This window comes from Microbacterium sp. K36 (assembly GCF_004794355.1).
Taxonomy (GTDB): Bacteria; Actinomycetota; Actinomycetes; order Actinomycetales; family Microbacteriaceae; genus Microbacterium; species Microbacterium paraoxydans_D.
In genome coordinates this window covers 24,563-40,635 of the sequence record NZ_SSDN01000062.1, presented here as the reverse complement: position 1 = coordinate 40,635, position 16,073 = coordinate 24,563, and the positions used below count along the sequence as shown (strand labels likewise).

16 protein-coding genes and 1 tRNA gene are annotated in these 16,073 nt (G+C 70.9%); 6 read left to right on the top strand and 11 right to left on the bottom strand.

Features of this window, described 5'->3' with window-relative positions; translation table 11 throughout:
- Nucleotides 1–15: 15 nt before the first annotated feature.
- The 3 genes from DW296_RS06275 to DW296_RS06265 are packed head-to-tail and all read right to left on the bottom strand — an operon-like array spanning nt 16 to nt 3,682.
- A complete protein-coding gene (locus DW296_RS06275; RefSeq protein WP_071328824.1) occupies nt 16–1,656 on the bottom strand; it encodes a DNA repair helicase XPB in 1,641 nt (546 codons plus the stop codon).
- 36 nt (nt 1,657–1,692) lie between these two features.
- Complete coding sequence (locus DW296_RS06270) at nt 1,693–3,396, bottom strand: helicase-associated domain-containing protein (protein WP_136051536.1); 1,704 nt, start codon at nt 3,394–3,396, stop codon at nt 1,693–1,695.
- A gap of 10 nt (nt 3,397–3,406) precedes the next feature.
- Complete coding sequence (locus DW296_RS06265) at nt 3,407–3,682, bottom strand: hypothetical protein (RefSeq protein WP_060921798.1); 276 nt, start codon at nt 3,680–3,682, stop codon at nt 3,407–3,409.
- Between the two features lie 113 nt (nt 3,683–3,795).
- Between DW296_RS06265 and DW296_RS06260 the strand changes: the two genes are divergently transcribed.
- Both DW296_RS06260 and DW296_RS06255 read left to right on the top strand, forming a co-directional pair.
- Nucleotides 3,796–4,176, top strand: coding sequence for a cold-shock protein (locus tag DW296_RS06260; protein WP_025105533.1), 381 nt, complete (start codon nt 3,796–3,798; stop codon nt 4,174–4,176).
- Nucleotides 4,160–4,762, top strand: a complete 603-nt coding sequence (locus DW296_RS06255) for a DUF3027 domain-containing protein (protein ID WP_136051535.1) — start codon at nt 4,160–4,162, stop codon at nt 4,760–4,762. The genes DW296_RS06260 and DW296_RS06255 overlap by 17 nt, the downstream gene beginning before the upstream one ends.
- A 9-nt stretch (nt 4,763–4,771) precedes the next feature.
- On the opposite strand, the gene serC is transcribed toward DW296_RS06255, so the two are convergent.
- Entirely contained in the window at nt 4,772–5,884 is a 1,113-nt protein-coding gene (serC, locus tag DW296_RS06250; protein WP_136051534.1) for a phosphoserine transaminase, read from the bottom strand.
- Between the two features lie 101 nt (nt 5,885–5,985).
- On the opposite strand from serC, the gene DW296_RS06245 reads away from it, so the two are divergent.
- The 4 genes from DW296_RS06245 (at nt 5,986) to DW296_RS06230 (ending at nt 8,675) form a co-directional block, all read left to right on the top strand.
- Nucleotides 5,986–6,687, top strand: a complete 702-nt coding sequence (locus DW296_RS06245; RefSeq protein WP_025105536.1) for a metal-dependent transcriptional regulator — start codon at nt 5,986–5,988, stop codon at nt 6,685–6,687.
- A gap of 342 nt (nt 6,688–7,029) precedes the next feature.
- Nucleotides 7,030–7,749: a M23 family metallopeptidase gene (locus DW296_RS06240; RefSeq protein ID WP_240743013.1), complete on the top strand. Its 720-nt coding sequence runs from the start codon at nt 7,030–7,032 to the stop codon at nt 7,747–7,749.
- Nucleotides 7,750–8,055: 306 nt separating this feature from the next.
- A complete protein-coding gene (locus DW296_RS06235) occupies nt 8,056–8,553 on the top strand; it encodes an HNH endonuclease (protein ID WP_060921795.1) in 498 nt (165 codons plus the stop codon).
- A 48-nt stretch (nt 8,554–8,601) separates the two neighbouring features.
- Nucleotides 8,602–8,675: transfer RNA gene (locus tag DW296_RS06230), tRNA-Arg, on the top strand.
- 18 nt (nt 8,676–8,693) lie between these two features.
- Here the strand turns inward: DW296_RS06230 and DW296_RS06225 are convergent.
- Genes DW296_RS06225 through DW296_RS06195 form a run of 7 tightly spaced genes read right to left on the bottom strand, consistent with a single transcriptional unit; the run spans nt 8,694 to nt 16,073 of the window.
- A complete protein-coding gene (locus DW296_RS06225; protein WP_136051532.1) occupies nt 8,694–10,880 on the bottom strand; it encodes an MMPL family transporter in 2,187 nt (728 codons plus the stop codon).
- A gap of 44 nt (nt 10,881–10,924) precedes the next feature.
- A complete protein-coding gene (locus DW296_RS06220) occupies nt 10,925–11,818 on the bottom strand; it encodes a prenyltransferase (RefSeq protein WP_136051531.1) in 894 nt (297 codons plus the stop codon).
- Nucleotides 11,815–12,153, bottom strand: coding sequence for a lycopene cyclase domain-containing protein (locus DW296_RS06215; protein WP_136051530.1), 339 nt, complete (start codon nt 12,151–12,153; stop codon nt 11,815–11,817). The genes DW296_RS06220 and DW296_RS06215 overlap by 4 nt, the downstream gene beginning before the upstream one ends.
- Nucleotides 12,150–12,497, bottom strand: a complete 348-nt coding sequence (locus DW296_RS06210; RefSeq protein WP_136051580.1) for a lycopene cyclase domain-containing protein — start codon at nt 12,495–12,497, stop codon at nt 12,150–12,152. Before DW296_RS06210 ends, DW296_RS06215 begins: the two co-directional genes overlap by 4 nt.
- A complete protein-coding gene (crtI, locus tag DW296_RS06205; RefSeq protein ID WP_136051529.1) occupies nt 12,497–14,089 on the bottom strand; it encodes a phytoene desaturase family protein in 1,593 nt (530 codons plus the stop codon). Before crtI ends, DW296_RS06210 begins: the two co-directional genes overlap by 1 nt.
- Nucleotides 14,086–14,994: a phytoene/squalene synthase family protein gene (locus tag DW296_RS06200; protein ID WP_136051528.1), complete on the bottom strand. Its 909-nt coding sequence runs from the start codon at nt 14,992–14,994 to the stop codon at nt 14,086–14,088. The genes crtI and DW296_RS06200 overlap by 4 nt, the downstream gene beginning before the upstream one ends.
- The gene (locus DW296_RS06195; RefSeq protein WP_136051527.1) at nt 14,991–16,073 is read right to left on the bottom strand and encodes a polyprenyl synthetase family protein; all 1,083 of its coding nucleotides are present in this window, start codon (nt 16,071–16,073) and stop codon (nt 14,991–14,993) included. The genes DW296_RS06200 and DW296_RS06195 overlap by 4 nt, the downstream gene beginning before the upstream one ends.

Here is a 16,073-nt window from a genome sequence, read left to right as displayed (position 1 = left end):
GCGTCCGCACGCCGGTCAGGCGGCGATCGCCTCGGCGTCCATGATCGTGTAGCTGTAGCCCTGCTCCGCGAGGAACCGCTGCCGGTTCTGCGCGTAGTCCTGATCGATCGTGTCGCGGGCCACGAGCGTGTAGAAGCTCGCGGTGTGGCCGGACTGCTTGGGGCGGAGGAGTCGCCCGAGACGCTGGGCCTCCTCCTGCCGTGAGCCGAACGAGCCGGACACCTGGATGGCCACCGACGCCTCGGGGAGGTCGATGGAGAAGTTCGCGACCTTGGACACCACGAGCAGCGAGATGTCGCCCTCGCGGAACGCCCGGTAGAGCTCCTCGCGCTCCTCGACCGGAGTGGACCCGGTGATCTGCGGGGCGTCGAGCGCCTGAGACAGGGCGTCGAGCTGGTCGAGGTACTGGCCGATGACGAGGATCTGCTCGCCCTCGTGCGCCGCGATCAGCTCACGCACCGCGTCGATCTTCGCCGGGGCGGAGGCCGCGAGCCGGTAGCGCTCGTCGTCGGTGGCCGCCGCGTACTCCAGGCGATCCGCCGGGGGGAGATCGACGCGCACCTCGAAGCAGGCGGCGGGGGAGATGAACCCCTGTGCCTCGATCTGCTTCCAGGGGGCATCGAAGCGCTTGGGGCCGATGAGACTGAACACGTCGCCCTCGCGGCCGTCCTCGCGGACCAGGGTCGCGGTGAGGCCGATCCGGCGCCGCGCCTGCAGGTCGGCGGTGAGCTTGAACACCGGCGCCGGGAGCAGGTGCACCTCGTCGTACACGATGAGGCCCCAGTCCAGCGCGTCGAGGAGCGCGAGGTGCGCGTACTCGCCCTTCCGCTTCGCCGTGAGGATCTGGTAGGTCGCGATCGTGACGGGCTTGACCTCCTTGGCCTGTCCGGAGTACTCGCCGATCTCCTCAGGGGTGAGACTGGTGCGCTTGAGCAGCTCGTCCCGCCACTGCCGTGCGGACACCGTGTTCGTCACGAGGATGAGCGTCGTCGTCTTGGTCGCCGCCATGGCTCCGGCGCCCACGATCGTCTTGCCTGCGCCACAGGGGAGCACGACCACGCCCGACCCGTCCTTCGAGAACGCGTCGACGGCGTCCTGCTGATAGGGGCGGATGGCCCACCCGTCTTCGGCGAGCTCGATCTCGTGGGGGGTGCCCGGCGTATAGCCGGCGAGGTCTTCCGCGGGCCAGCCGATTTTCAGGAGCTCCTGCTTGATCTGACCGCGTGCCCAGGCGTCCACGACGAACGTCTCCGGCGTCGGGTGCCCGATGAGCAGCGGTTGGATGCGCTTGTTGTTCGCGACCTGGGCCAGCACGGCGGGGTCGGTCGAGCGCAGGATGAGCACGCCCTCGTCGTCGCGCTCGATGACCAGGCGCCCGTACCGGTTGACCGTCTCGCGCAGGTCGACCGCGACGGAGGGCGGCACGGGGAAGCGCGACCAGCGGTCGAGCGTCTCCAGCATGTCCTCGGCGGTGTGCCCGGCCGCGCGGGCGTTCCACAGGCCGAGCCGCGTGATCCGGTACGTGTGGATGTGCTCGGGCGCGCGCTCCAGCTCGGCGAAGATCGCGAGCTCGTGGCGGGCGCTCTCGGCGTCGGCGTGGGCGACCTCGAGGAGCACGGTGCGGTCGCTCTGGACGATCAGGGGGCCATCAGACATAGCTGACCAGTCTACCGGCCCCTGGCTGCACGGGGCCTAGGACGGGACGACGGTCGCGGCGCGGATGCTCGACACGGGCAGGGTGCGCTCGACGTCAGCCGCCCTGTCCCTCCCGCGCAGTCGTCCACCGCCGATCCCGGTGGCTTCGAGGAGGAGGTCCCTGGTGGAACCGTCCGGCATGCCGACGGTCACCCGCAGCACGGCCTTCGCGCGCACAGCCGCCTCCAGCTCCCTGTCCAGCCACGCGGCGTCCGCGTCAGGACCCTGGCGTTCGCGCAGTCGCGCGATCAGCGGTCCGTAGTCGGGGTCGGAGTCGGGATCCGGCACGGCGGCCGGATGGCGTGTGCGCACCGCGACGGTCCCGTCGCCATCGACGAGCGTCGCCGGATACCGGGCGTCGGTCAGCGCCCAGTAGACGGTGTCCTGCCCGACTTTGGTCGTCAGTGATCCCACGTGCACAGCCAGCCCGAGGGGGCGCAGTGACTGGTCGACCGCCATGGCCTGGAGGAGGTGCGCATCAGCGCTCTCCACCCGTGTGCGTCCGGTCTCGTCGTCGACCGAGACCCGTACGAGCCCGTGACGCTGCGCGGTCTGCGCGACGAGGTAGCCCAGGGGCTGCGGGATGCCCGTGAGCGAGATCCCACCGAGGAACTCCAGGATCGACACCTCGTCCTCTCCCGCGGCGAAGGCGTGCGCGACGGACTCCGCCGTGAACCGGTACGACGAGGCCTGGGAGGCGGACTCTCGGCGGGCCATGGCGCGCAGGCGCACGTCCAGTGCGGGCTGCAGCGGACCGGGGGCGATCGCCGTGAGGTCGTTCTGGAGGAAGATCCGATCCACCTCCGCGGGCAGGAGCGTCGACAAGGGCGAGGGGTCCGCAGCCTCACCGCTTCGCAACGGCCGGGACCAGGGGGGCTCGGAGCCGTCCTCGGCGATGAGGCCGAGCAGACGAGCGGCCTCGAGCTGTCGGGCTGCCTCTTCCGGCCAGGCGGGATCCCACGGGTGAGCCAGAGGCCATTGGCTCGGTGGCAGCCAGCCGCCCGTCGCGGTGCGGATCCCGTGAGGGAGGGTGTCGCGGAAGGTCGTGGCCAGGAGGCCCCAGCGGGCGGGAGCGGGGGAGCGGAGCCATTCCTCTGCTGCGGGTGTGGTGCGCAGCAGTCGCTCGACCGGGGTGGCCAGGCCAGCTCGCACGGCGAGAGCAACCAGCGGGTCCACGCTCTCGACGGCGAGACCCGCCTCGGCGAGCTGGCGCTTCTGGCCTGCGCTCACCGCCCCGCCCATGAGGAGCGCGAACGGCTGCTCTCTGGCGAGCAGGAGGATGTCGGCGAGCACGCCGACAGTGGTGAACGCCCGTTCGGCGGCGTGCGCGGCCGCGGATTCCTCCGCGGCCGGTGCGGGCGTCTCATCGAGCGGAGCAGGCCGTGGTCTCCCGGCGACGGCGTCGGCGACCGGGGGATGCGGCGTGCCGTCGGGGCGGAGCAGGGCGAGTGCGGTCAGGCGCTCACGCCCGGCGCCGGCGTCGCCTCCCGTCGCAGCATCGACGAGCGCGGCGGCCTCCGCGGCGGTGAGGGTCGGGAGCACGCGGCCGATCGACGAGGGCTCCAGCAGGGCCTCCGCGGCGTCGAAGAGATCCTGCCAGGCGGCGTCGGGACGCACGCCGCGCGCGGTCAGCAGCGCCGTCAGCTCGTGATCGCTCGCCGCAGCCAGGTCGTCGGCCAACGGGCGTGCGTGCGTGCTCATCGATGCGGCCTCAACGACGCGACTCGGCGCGGCCCTTCCGCACGAAGCTCATCACCAGCAGCACGATGATCATGATGAAGGCGAGAGGCAGCCCCCAGTATGGGATCGCCGCGATCACCGGCCAGAGGCCTTCGCCGAACGCGGCCCGGTCCATGCCGAGTGCCGTGCCGATGATGATGACAAAGAAGCAGATCACCGACGCCGCCGCGATGCCGAGCGCGGTGAACGCCAGGATGCGGTCGATCCGACGGATGGGGACCTCCGGTCCGGGACTCTGCGTACTCATCGGCCCCAGCCTACTCGCACGCGCGGGAGCGGTTCCGTTCCGCCCGTGACCGGTAGGCTGGGGGCACGCGCACGAGCGCGTTCCGTCAGCATTCGATCCAGCGAGGTTCTCCCATGCCCACCGGCAAGGTCAGGTTCTACGACGAAGACAAGGGTTTCGGCTTCATCGCCAGCGATGACGGCCAGGATGTCTTCCTGCACGCCTCCGCGATGCCGGCCGGCACCGCGGTGAAGGCCGGTGCACGCGTGGAGTTCGGCGTGGCCGACGGCAAGCGCGGCCTCCAGGCGCTGTCGGTGCGCGTGCTCGAAGCGCCGCCCAGCCTGGCGAAGGCGAAGCGCAAGCCCGCCGACGACATGGCCATCATCATCGAGGACCTCGTGAAGCTCCTCGACGGCATCGGCGGCGATCTGCGCCGCGGCCGCTACCCCTCCTCCAGCCATGGCCGCAAGATCGCGGCCGTCCTGCGCAAGGTCGCCGATGACCTCGAAGCCTGACGCCGACGCGCGTCTCGTCGAGGCGCATGACCTCGCGCTCTCCGCACTGCGCGAGATCACTCCCGCCGCCACGATCGGGCCGGCTGCGGGTTTCACGCCGGAGGACGACGGATCCGTCTCGCTGCGGTTCGAGAACCGTCTCCCCGGTTACCCGGGGTGGTACTGGACCGTGACGGTCGCTCGGGTCGACGACGAGGAGCCGACCGTCCTCGAGGTCGAGCTGCTCCCCGGCGACGGAGCGCTCCTGGCCCCGGAATGGGTCCCGTGGGCGGAGCGCCTCGCCGAGTACCGTGCGCATCAGGCGGAGCTGGCCGAGGCCGCGGCAGCCGCCGGTGAGGACGAAGCTGCCGACGGGGACGACGAGGACGCCGACGGCGACCTCGACGATGACGAGCTCGATGAGGATGGCTCCGACATCCTCCACGCCGGCGATCTCGACGGCGTGGACATCGACGAGCTCGACGACTCCGACGAGGAGGACGCGTCCGGCGACGACGACGACGTCGACGAAGACGACGAGGCAGAGGACTCCGAAGACGACGACGCCGACGCCCGCGATGCGGACGCCGGCGACGAAGAGGAGTGAGCCGGGCGGTCAGCCGCCCAGGTTCTCCTGCACGAAGTCGATGGCCCGGATGAGCTGACGCACGTCGTCCGGCTCGATCGAGACGAAGGTCGCCACCCGCAGCTGGTTGCGGCCGAGCTTGCGGTACGGCTCGGTATCGACGATGCCGTTGGCGCGCAGCGCCTTCGCGATCGCCGCGGCGTCGACGCTCTCGTCGAAATCGATGGTCGCGACCACGGGCGAGCGGTGCGCCGGGTCGGCGACGAAGGGGGTCGCCACGGCGGACGCCTCGGCCCAGTCGTAGAGCACCGACGACGACTCCGCCGTCCGTGCCGCAGCCCAGGAGAGCCCGCCGTTGTCGAGGATCCACCGCAGCTGGTCGTCCAGGAGCAGCAGCGTCGTGAGGGCGGGGGTGTTGAGGGTCTGGTTGAGCCGGGAGTTGTCCACCGCGTGCTTCAGGCTCAGGAACTCCGGGATGTACCGCCCCGAGGCGGCGATCCGCTCGATGCGGTCGATCGCGGCGGGGGAGACCGCGGCGAACCAGAGTCCGCCGTCGGAGCCGAGGTTCTTCTGCGGGGCGAAGTAGTAGACGTCGGCCTGCGCCATGTCGAGGTCGATGCCGCCCGCGGCGCTCGTCGCGTCGATCACGGTGAGCGCTCCTTCCGCGTGGACGCGCTCGATCGGCGCGGCCACGCCGGTGGAGGTCTCGTTGTGGGGCCAGGCGTACACGTCCACACCCTCGACGAGCTCTGCGGTGCTGCGCGAGCCGGGGTCGGCGGAGCGGACGTCGGGAGCCTCCAGCCAGGGGGCGCCTGCGGCCTTGGCGAACTTCCCGCCGAACTCGCCGAACACGAGGTTCTGGCTGCGACGCTCGATCAGACCGAAGGCCGCGGCGTCCCAGAACGCCGTCGAGCCGCCGTTGCCGAGGATGATCTCGTATCCCTCCGGGAGACGGAAGAGGGCGGCCAGCTGCTCGCGGACGCTGCCGACGAGGTTCTTCACGGGCGCTTGGCGATGCGATGTGCCCAGGATCGAGGCTCCCGTCGTGACGAGCGCCTCGAGCTGCGCGCCGCGCACCTTCGAGGGGCCGCAGCCGAAGCGGCCGTCTGTGGGCAGGAGGTCACGGGGAATCTCGATCGCCATGGCTAGATTCTAGGGGGATCACGCCGGCGTTCCTCCCGCCCACGCCCCGTCCGATGTCGCCGGAGGAATGTAGGCTTGCCTAAGAACTTTCGGAGGGCCACATGACGGATCTGATCGACACCACGGAGATGTATCTCCGCACCATCCTCGAGCTCGAGGAGGAGAACATCGTGCCGCTGCGGGCGCGCATCTCGGAGCGCCTCGGCCACTCCGGTCCCACCGTCTCGCAGACCGTCGGACGCATGGAGCGCGACGGCCTCGTCGTGGTGTCCGAAGACCGCACGCTCGAGCTCACCGACGCCGGACGCCGCAAGGCCGTCGACGTCATGCGCAAGCACCGCCTCGCCGAGCGCCTGCTGTCCGACGTGATCGGGCTGGACTGGGCGTTCGTGCACGAGGAGGCCTGTCGCTGGGAGCACGTCATGAGCGAGCAGGTCGAGCGCCGTCTCGTCGAGCTGCTCGGTCACCCCACCGAGTCGCCGTACGGCAACCCGATCCCGGGCCTCGACCAGCTCGGCGACCTTCCCGCCCGCACCTTCGACGAGGGCGTGATCGGTCTCGTGCAGCGGCTGAATGCGGCAGGCGAGCCGGTCGAGGGGACGGTCCGCCGTCTCGCTGAGCCGGCCCAGGTCGACCCCGAGCTCCTGGAGCAGCTGCGTGACGCGGGCGTCGTCCCGGGTGCGCGCGGAGACTTCCGCTTCAACGAGGGGTACGTGCTCATCCAGATGGACGGCAAGGAGGAGGGCCTGGAGCTTCCGGTGGAGCTGGCCTCGCACATCTTCCTCGTCGGCGAACCGGCCTGAGAACCCTCACCGAGGATTGTCAGTTTCCCAGGGTGACATGATCGTTATCTTCCGGTAACCTCGGTCAGGTCCTCAGCGAAGAAGCCCGCTGGGGGCGAACCGCGAAGATCCGCCTTCCGGCTCGTCGTCTTCCCGAGAGGGATGCGCTCGAACCCGAGCAGTGCATCTCTGCCCTGGGGCAGAGGCCGACGAGCCAGCGCCACCCGAGGTGCGAGGGCTCAGGAGGACCACGTTTTGGCCGCAGACATCGAACCGACCGCGAAGACATCTGAAGATCGAGTACCCGCCCGGCGCACCGGTGCCAGGGTCAGTGCTCGGAAGATCGCAGCCCCTCTCCGGTCGGTGGCGATCTTCGGTGCCGTCAGTGCGCTCGTCGCCGCCGTCGCGCTGCCCGCCTACGCGGCCTCCAAGCCGACGGACGCCACGGCGCAGACCGTGCAGCAGCTCGCCGCGGTCGACGCGCAGTCGCTCGTCGTCGCGTCGGAGGCCACGGCGGCTCCGCTCGTCCGTGGCGCCTTCAGCGCGACCACGCCGGAAGAGATCGAGAAGAAGAAGGCAGAAGAAGCGGCCGCCGCTGCGGCCCGTGCTGCCGCTGCCGCTGCGTCCGCGTCCGCGCCGTCCTCCGGCACCTTCAACACGTCCGGCTACGCGCTCGTCGCCCCCGGCTCCGGCCAGGTCCGCTACCCGCTGCCGCTCGGCTCCTGGAACGTCAGTCGCACCGTCGGCGGCGGCCACAACGGTGCCGACATGCTCGCGCCCGCCGGCACGCCGATCTACGCAGCCGCGGCCGGCGTCGTGCGCGCCTCCGCGGAGAGCATCGGCGGCTACGGCGTCGCCGTCATGCTGGACAGCGTCGTGGGCGGTCAGCAGGTCCAGACCACCTACGGTCACATGCTCTACGGGTCGCGCCAGGTGCAGGCCGGCCAGACCGTCGCCGCCGGACAGCTGATCGGTTATGTGGGCAGTACGGGACGGTCGACCGCGAACCACCTCCACTTCGAGGTCTGGATCAACGGCGGGCTCGTCGAGCCGATGTCCTGGCTCTCCGTCAACGCCGGCTGACCGGGACACGTTCTCGAGCATTCATCTCCCGTTCCGCCCCGGTCCTCGTGGGATGGGTTAGCCTGAACCCGTCGTCATACAGGCGGGAGAGGCTGATGGAGCGAACACCGAGCATCCGAACCATGGACGCTCTCGGTCGTCACGTCCTTCGGCATTGCCCGCAGGGATGCCGCGGTGCTGCCGCGCGCGAGAGGCGCCGTCTGTAGACGGCGCTTTTTTCGTCCCTGCGAACACTCTTCCTCCTGCACGACGTCGTGTGAGTCGAGAGTGCCGGGAAGCCGTCCCGGCGGATCGAGAGGATGACGAATGCGCACACTGGTCCTGAACGCCGGATACGAGCCGTTGGCGATCGTGTCCTTCAAGAGAGCCCTCGTCCTGGTGATGAACGACAAGGCGACGGTCATCGAGAGAGTCGAGGACGACCCTGTCTGGGGTACCCACGGCGTCTACGATCGCCCGGCGGTGATCATCCTCTCCCGCTACGTGCGCGTCCCCCTCAGCCGTCGCGTGCCGGTCACGCGACGTGGCGTGCTGCGGCGTGACGGGCATCGCTGCGGATACTGCGGCAAGGCCGCTGCGACCATCGACCATGTCCTGCCACGGTCGCGCGGCGGCGCGGACTCCTGGGAGAACCTCGTCGCGTGCTGCCTGCGTTGCAACAACCTCAAGAGCAACCGCACCCCGCAGGAGATGCGATGGCAGCTGCGGTTCACGCCGCGCCCGCCGCACGGAACGGCGTGGACGGTACGCGGGGTGGAGCGCAGCGATCCTCGCTGGGAGCCCTACCTCGCACTCGCCGCGTGACGGACAGCGCGAGGGCGCGCAGCCGTGGTCCCGTAGACTTGGCTGCGCGCCCTCGTAGCTCAGCAGGATAGAGCAGCCCTCTCCTAAAGGGCAGGTCGCAGGTTCGAATCCTGTCGAGGGCACTCCCGTTTCCGCACGCGTCAAGGCCGGCCGCGCCGCCAGAGCTTCGACGGCCACCAGATGGCCTTGCCGATGTCGTAGGCCAGCGCCGGCACGAGCAGCGAGCGCACGACGAAGGTGTCCAGCAGAACTCCGAAGGCGACGATGAAGGCGAGCTGCACGAGGAAGAGGATCGGGATCACCGACAGCGCCGCGAAGGTCGCCGCCAGCACCAGGCCCGCGGAGGTGATGACGCCTCCGGTGATCGAGAGCCCGCGGAGGATGCCCTCCGTCGTCCCGTGCTGTTTCGACTCCTCCCGCACCCGCGTCATGAGGAAGATGTTGTAGTCGATGCCCAGGGCGACGAGGAACACGAAGCCGTAGAGGGGGACGGCGGGGTCGGCTCCGGGGAAGTCGAAGATGCCGTTGAACACGAGTGCGGAGACGCCCATGGCCGTGCCGAAGGACAGCACCGTCGTGAGGATGAGCAGCACGGGCGCGAGGATCGAGCGCAGCAGCAGCATGAGGATGATCATGATCACGACGAGGATGACCGGGATGATGAGGTTGCGGTCGTGGATGGACGCGTCGTTCGTATCGATCGAGGTGGCCGTCACCCCGCCCACCACGGCGCCGAGGTCGTCGAGCTCTCCCCGCAGCTCGCGCACGGTGGAGGCCGCGGCCGCAGAGTCTGCGGCGTCCGTCAGGGTCCCCTGCAGGAGCACCTGACCGTCGACCGTCGTGGGCTCCGGAGCGGGGGTCCCGGGAGGGCCGACGGCCGTGATCCCGTCGGGCGTCACCGGGGCGGACCCGCTCGGGGAATCGGCCGCGGTGACGGTCACCCCGTCGATCCCGTCGTTCGCGAGGAGCACGTCGGCGGCATCCTGCAGGCGGTCCTCGTCGACGATCACGGAGACCGGGCTCCCCGAGCCACCGGGGAAGTGCTCACCGAGCGCGACCTGGCCGTCGCGCGCCTCCGACGCCCCGAGGACGAGGTCGGACTGCGGAACGCCCTGCGCGTCCAGCTGGGTCACCCCGGCCGCGCCCGCGAGGAGGACGAGTGTGGTCGCGATCCAGATCACGCGGGGGCGCTTCTTGATGAGGCCGGACAGCCGCGCCCAGAGGCCCGTGGTGCGCATGCCATGCTCCTCGGCCACGACCTCCGGCTCGAATCGGGGACGCCGGGGCCAGAAGACCGCGCGCCCGAACAGCAGCAGCAGTGCGGGCAGGAGCGTGAGGGCCGAGAGCATCGCGAACACGATGCCGATCGCCGCGACCGGGCCGAGGGTGCTGTTCGACTTCAGATCGCTGAGCAGCAGGCACAGGAGTCCCGCGATCACGGTGCCGCCGGAGGCGACGATCGGCTCGACCGATCCTTTCCACGCGGCGAGGAGGGCGACGCCCTTGTCCTGCGCGACCCGCAGTTCCTCCCGGAACCGCGCGACGAACAGCAGCGCATAGTCGGTGGCGGCGCCGATCACGAGGATGAAGAGGATGCCCTGGGTCTGCCCGCTGAGCAGCAGGATCTCCCACTTCGCCAGCCACCACACGACGAGCAGCGCGACGCACAGCGCGAACAGGCTCGTGGAGAGCACGACGAGGGGCAGCAGGAACGAGCGGTAGACGAGGACGAGGATCACGAGCACGGCGAGCAGGGCGACGCCGAGAAGGAGGCCGTCGATCCCGGCGAAGCCGGCGGCGAGGTCGGCCGTGAAGCCCGCAGGTCCGGTGATGTAGACCGTGATGCCGTCCGGCACCGCGGCGCGCAGCTCATCGCCGAGAGCGGTGGTGGCATCGCTGAGCTCGGCATCGCCGTCGATCGGGATGAAGGCCTGCACGGCTCGGCCGTCCTCGGACGGAAGCGCCGGGGAGACGTCGTCCGCGACGCCCTCCACGTCCGGCGCGTCGGCCACCGCGTCCGAGATCGCCTCGAGCTCGGACGGCGTCAGCTCCTCCTCCGAGGTGAACACCGCGATCGCCGGGATCGCGTCGCTGTCCGTGAACTCGCCGAGGAGCTGCTGGACGGTCGTCGCGTCCGCAGACTCCGGGAGGTAGGTGGTCTGGTCGTTCGACGACACCTCGTCGACCTTCCCGAACAGCGGACCGCCGAGGGACGCACCCGCCAGCCACACCAGGATGAGAGCGACGGGCAGGAACACCCGCAGCCAGGAATGGCGTCGGGTGCGCGCGCGGGTCGGCGGCGTCGGTGCGGGGGCGGGGCGGGACATCGGGGTCCTTTCGGGAGCGGTGGCGGGGTGAGGCGGCGTGGGAGTCAGGAGACCCAGGCGAGGATGAGGATCATCGTGGCGAGGAAGCCGGCGATGTAGTTGAGCGCGATGAACCGGCGCCAGGCGCGGTTCGTGCCGGCCGATGTCTCGTCGGTGACGTTCCACCACGGCGCGGCGTTGACGATGTAGGGCACAGCGAGAACGGCGGCGAGCGGGCCGGGCCAAGGGGTCAGCAGCATCGCGCCGCCCGCGATCGCCCACAGCACGAGGGAGAGCCGGACGGTGGCCCTGGCTCCGATCACGGTCGCGATGGACGAGATCCCGCCCTCGCGGTCGGGCCCGATGTCCTGCACGGCGCCGAAGGCGTGGGCGGCCATGCCCCAGAGGAAGAAGGCGACGAGGACGAGGACGGCGGTCGTGGTGACGGGGGCTCCGGCGAGCGAGAGTCCGACGAGGGCGGGGCTGACGAAGTGGGTGCTGGAGGTCACGGAGTCCAGGAAGGGACGCTCCTTGAACCGCAGCACCGGCGCGGAGTAGGCGAGGACGGCGAACACGCTGACGGCGAGCCACAGCCACGACGCCGGGGTGCCGACCGCGAACAGATAGACGAGGAACGGCACGTTCGTCGCTGCGGCCGCCCACAGCGTCGCGCGATGGATGCGCGGGGACAGCAGCGCGCCCTCGATCCCGCCCTTGCGCGGGTTGGCCAGATCGGAGGCGTAGTCGAAGACGTCGTTGATGCCGTACATGGCGAGGTTGTACGGGACGAGGAAGTACAGCGTGCCGATCACGAACGTCGCGTCGACCTCCCTGGTGCTCAGCAGGTACGCGGCGGCGAAGGGGAAAGCCGTGTTGATCCAGCTGATCGGTCGGGAGGAGAGCACGATCTGGGCGATGTCGCGGCCAAGGCCCCCAGTGCGGGACGTCTGGTCGGTCATACCTGCTCCTCCTGTCGGGCGGCGGGGCGTGTCCGGGATCGGCGCGCGCGGAGGGCGGTCCACAGTGCAGGGAGCAGCAGCGCCCCGGCCAGCGGATAGGCGAAGTCCTCGAGCGGGGCGAGTCCGATGTGCACGCCGGCGAGTGGGCCGGGGGCGTAGTGGAAGAGTCCGGTGGCGATCATCGCGGTGTCGAACACGGCCGTCAGCACGAGAAGGGCGAGGGCGGTCAGCGCGAGGGCGCCGAGGTGCGGAGTGCGGCGCGCGGCGACGCAGAGGGCGACAGCAGCCAGGGCAGCGACGGCGAGGAACACGGCGGAGAGCTGAAGGTAGGTCATCGCGCCGCTCCTTCCGCGTCCGTGCGGCTCCGGCGGCTGTCCAGGAGGCGCACGGCGCCGCCGTAGAGCACCATCGTGCAGACGACGAGGAAGACCAGGAAGATCGGCTCTTCGAGGGGGAGCTCGGGAGCCAGGACGATGCCCGTGGCGATCGCGGCCTCGCCGCGGAAGAAGATCCCCGCCGCGATACCGGCCACATCCCAGACGAGGAAGAAGGCGAGGCCGACGACGGTGACGACGGCCGCCGCCACGGCGTCGCGCCAGAAGAAGAGGCGGAATCTCCAGTCCAGCAGCAGCATGCAGCCGAGGGAAACGAGGAGCGCGGTCAGGTAGATCGCGCCCATCATGCCCGCCCCGCGCTCGCCGGTCGTGGGGCCGGCTCTGGCAGCGGACCGGGGGAGTGGTCGCCGCGGATGCGCTTGAGCACGATCTCGGCGCTGATGAGGCACATCGGCACCCCGACGCCCGGTGCGGTGGTCGCCCCGGCGTAGTACAGCCCCTGCACACGGCGGGAGGCGTTCTGCGCTCGGAACATCGCGCTCTGCGAGAGGATGTGCGCGGGTCCGAGGATGCCGCCCCGCCAGGAGTGGTAGTCGTCGCGGAAGTCGGCCGGCCCCACGGTCTCCCGGACGACGATCCGCTCCCGCAGATCGGGGATCCCCGCCCACGTCGCGATCATGTCGATCGCGGCGTCCGCGGCCTCCTCGACGCCCGGGGAGCCGGCGCCGTCGCTTCCCCCGTGGCCGAGCTCGACGTCCGCCGGCACCGGGACGAGCACGAAGAGGTTCTCGTACCCGTCGGGCGCGACCTCGGCGTCGGTGGCGCTGGGGCGGCAGACGTAGGTGGACGCCGGGGTCGGCACGGCAGGGGTGCGACCGAAGATCGCGTCGAAGTTCGCGTCCCAGTCGTCGGTGAAGAAGAGCGAGTGATGCGGGAGCTGGGGCAGCGTGCCGCGGACGCCGAGCATCACGAGCACCCCGCCGGGCCCGCTCGTGCGGCGCGCCCACCAGGACTCCGGGTAGGACTGCAGCGTGGGGGGCAGCAGCGTCGTCTCGGTGTGGTGGAGGTCGGCGCCGGAGACCACGATGTCCGCGTCCTCCACGTGCTGGTGGCCGTCGCGGTCCACCCAGCCGACGCCGGTCACGTGCGTCGCACCGGCCGCATCCTGGGTGCGGATCCCGGTGACCTCCGCCCCGGTGACGATCCGCGCGCCGGCATCCTGGGCCAGCGCCGCCAACCGCTCGACGACACGCCAGAAGCCGCCCTGCGGATACAGCACGCCCTGGTCGAGGTCGAGCGCGCTCATCAGGTGGTACATCGCCGGCGCCGTCCTCGGGTCGGTGCCCAGGAAGACGGCGGGGTAGCCGAGGATCTGCCGCAGCACCGGGTGCCGGAAGCGCCGGGCGGCGAAGGCCTGGAGACGCGTGCCGAGCAGCGAGAAGAGCCGAGGCAGCGCGCGCACCACCTCGGGCGCGGCCAGCGTCCTGGTCCGGGTGAACGGGTTGTAGAGGAAGTAGCTCCTCGCCATGGCGCCGGCGTCGTGGGCGGAGGTGAGGTAGGTGTCGAGGGCGGCGGCGGACCCCGGTTCCATCGACTCGAACAGCTCCGCGACGGCTTCCCGCCCGGCGGGGACCGTCACCGGATCGTCGCCGGACTCGGGGGAACGGAAGACGCGATAGCCCGGATCGAGCAGCGTCAGGTCGAGCTGCTCCGCGGTGCTGGTCCCCATCATCGCGAAGTAGTGGTCGAACACCTCGGGCATGAGGTACCACGATGGGCCGGAGTCGAACCGGAAGCCGTCGCGCTCGATGGTGCCCGCCCGTCCGCCGACGCGGTCGTTCTTCTCCAGCACCACGACGTCGTGCCCGTCGCGCGCGAGCAGCCCGGCCGTGGCCAGGCCGGCCACACCGGCGCCGATGATGACGATGCGGCTCATCTGTCCCGCTCCAGGCTCGTGACGACGACGGCGCGCGCGGCGAGCAGCGCCTTGATCGGATCCGGCACGCGGACCCGGCGGCGGTACAGCTCGGCTGCAGGGGTCCGCGCGACGCGGTGCGTCAGGGCGGCGAAGAGGGCGAGGGCGCTCCGGACAGCGGCACGGGCGTCCTTCGGGAGCAGCGGGATCGCGGCTCTCGCGTCGGCGAGCTGACGGTGGACGGTGTCGACCCAGGCGTCGCGATCGGCGTCGGTGAGCCGTTCCGTGCCGCCCAGGTAGCCGCGCTGCAGGCGGTCGGTGTCGTCGGCGAGGTCGCGGAGGAAGTTCACGTTCTGGAACGCGGCTCCCAGCCGTCGCGCCCCGCGGTCGAGGATCTCGAGTTCGGCCGGCGTGCGCGTGGCGTCGCGGAGGAAGACCCGCAGGCACATGAGGCCGACGACCTCCGCCGACCCGTAGACGTAGGCGGCGTGCGCGTCGGCGTCGTAGGCCGTGAAGCCGGACGGGCCGGCGATGTCGGCGCGCATCGAGTCGAAGAACGGCTGCGTGAGCTCTTGGCCGATCCCGCACTCGCGCGCTGTCCGCGCGAACGCGTGCAGGATGAGGTCGCTGCTGTAGCCGGTCCGCATCGACCGATGGGTCTCCGCGATGTACGAGTCCAGGGCGGCGGCCTGGGCGCCCGCGTCGAGCCCGGCCTCGGCGGCGACTCCGTCGACGATCTCGTCCGCGATGCGCACCATGGCGTAGATGTTGCGGACGTGCTGACGATGGCGTCGCCCGAGGAGGCGAGTGGCCAGGCCGAACGACGTCGAGTAGGTGCGGATCACGTCGGAGGTCGCGATCTCGGCGGTGCGGCTGAAGCGGCGCAGCGCCGCGTCGTCGCGGTGCTCGGCGGGGGTCGCGGTCATCGGCTGCGGCCCTCGATCCGGTCGGCGAGCGCGAGGACGACGCGTCCCGCGTCGGCGGAGAGCGTGCCCGCCTCCTCCGCTTCCGCGAGCACCGTCGAGACGGCGGCGAGCTGCTCCTCCACGAGACCGCGGACGAAGCCCTCCGCACCGCATTCGCGGAGGCGGTCGCGCATCTCCGCCGCGTCCTCGACGCTCAGGTCGGTGGCCCCGAACCGCAGCTCGATGCTGGGCCAGTGGCTGGTCATCCGCGCGTATGCGATGATCGCGGTCTCCTTGCCCTCGCGGAGGTCCGAATAGGGGTCCTTGCCGTGCGTCTCCGGATCCCCGAACACGCACAGCAGGTCGTCCTGCAGCTGGTAGGCGAGGCCGAGGTGGCCGCCGATCTCGGTCAGCTGCTCCTCGGCTGCCGTCGACGCCCCCGACAGGATGGCCGCCGCGCGGAGGGGGAGGACGAACGAATAGGCGGCCGTCTTCGACGCGCTCGTGGCGAGGATGGTGCGGAGGTCAGCCGCGATGATGCCGTCGCTGAGGGCCACGTCCGAGTGCTCGCCGGCGACGGTCTCGAACACCGTCGTCTCGAGGAGGGCGAGGAGCCGCTCCCGTCGCGCGGCGGGGATGTCGGCGCGGGCGAACCCGAGCACGGCACTGGACAGGAGGAGGTCTCCGAGGAGGATGGCGCTCGACCGGCCCCAGTGCAGCGCCGCCTCGGCTCCGGCATCGGGACGACGGGAGACGAGGGAGCCGATGAGGTTGGGTCGGCGGCGGCGCGTGAGGTCGCCGTCGATCACGTCGTCGTGCAGGAGGAACGCGAAGTGCAGGAGCTCGACATGAGCGGCCACGTCGATCGCTCGGGCGGTGTCCTCCGCCGTGAGGGGAGCCGTGGTGAGTGCGGACAGGAGGTCCATGAGCATGCGCGGACGCAGGAGCTTCCCGCCGAGGGCGTGCTCGGACGCGGTGTGCCACAGCGCGGCGAACTCCGCCCCGTAGTGCTCGGCGGCGACCGTGCGCTCGGCGAACCGTCGTCGCAGCACCGCCTCGATGCGGATGCCGAGGTCTTCCTCTGTCACGGTGACGGCCAT

Bases quoted from the DNA above. Each gene is read 5' to 3' on its own strand.
- DW296_RS06275 (WP_071328824.1), bottom strand. From the start codon at position 1,656: ATGTCTGATGGCCCCCTGATCGTCCAGAGCGACCGCACCGTGCTCCTC.
- DW296_RS06270 (WP_136051536.1), bottom strand. From the start codon at position 3,396: ATGAGCACGCACGCACGCCCGTTGGCCGACGACCTGGCTGCGGCGAGC.
- DW296_RS06265 (WP_060921798.1), bottom strand. From the start codon at position 3,682: ATGAGTACGCAGAGTCCCGGACCGGAGGTCCCCATCCGTCGGATCGAC.
- DW296_RS06260 (WP_025105533.1), top strand. From the start codon at position 3,796: ATGCCCACCGGCAAGGTCAGGTTCTACGACGAAGACAAGGGTTTCGGC.
- DW296_RS06255 (WP_136051535.1), top strand. From the start codon at position 4,160: ATGACCTCGAAGCCTGACGCCGACGCGCGTCTCGTCGAGGCGCATGAC.
- serC (WP_136051534.1), bottom strand. From the start codon at position 5,884: ATGGCGATCGAGATTCCCCGTGACCTCCTGCCCACAGACGGCCGCTTC.
- DW296_RS06245 (WP_025105536.1), top strand. From the start codon at position 5,986: ATGACGGATCTGATCGACACCACGGAGATGTATCTCCGCACCATCCTC.
- DW296_RS06235 (WP_060921795.1), top strand. From the start codon at position 8,056: ATGCGCACACTGGTCCTGAACGCCGGATACGAGCCGTTGGCGATCGTG.
- DW296_RS06225 (WP_136051532.1), bottom strand. From the start codon at position 10,880: ATGTCCCGCCCCGCCCCCGCACCGACGCCGCCGACCCGCGCGCGCACC.
- DW296_RS06220 (WP_136051531.1), bottom strand. From the start codon at position 11,818: ATGACCGACCAGACGTCCCGCACTGGGGGCCTTGGCCGCGACATCGCC.
- DW296_RS06215 (WP_136051530.1), bottom strand. From the start codon at position 12,153: ATGACCTACCTTCAGCTCTCCGCCGTGTTCCTCGCCGTCGCTGCCCTG.
- DW296_RS06210 (WP_136051580.1), bottom strand. From the start codon at position 12,497: ATGGGCGCGATCTACCTGACCGCGCTCCTCGTTTCCCTCGGCTGCATG.
- crtI (WP_136051529.1), bottom strand. From the start codon at position 14,089: ATGAGCCGCATCGTCATCATCGGCGCCGGTGTGGCCGGCCTGGCCACG.
- DW296_RS06200 (WP_136051528.1), bottom strand. From the start codon at position 14,994: ATGACCGCGACCCCCGCCGAGCACCGCGACGACGCGGCGCTGCGCCGC.
- DW296_RS06195 (WP_136051527.1), bottom strand. From the start codon at position 16,073: ATGGCCGTCACCGTGACAGAGGAAGACCTCGGCATCCGCATCGAGGCG.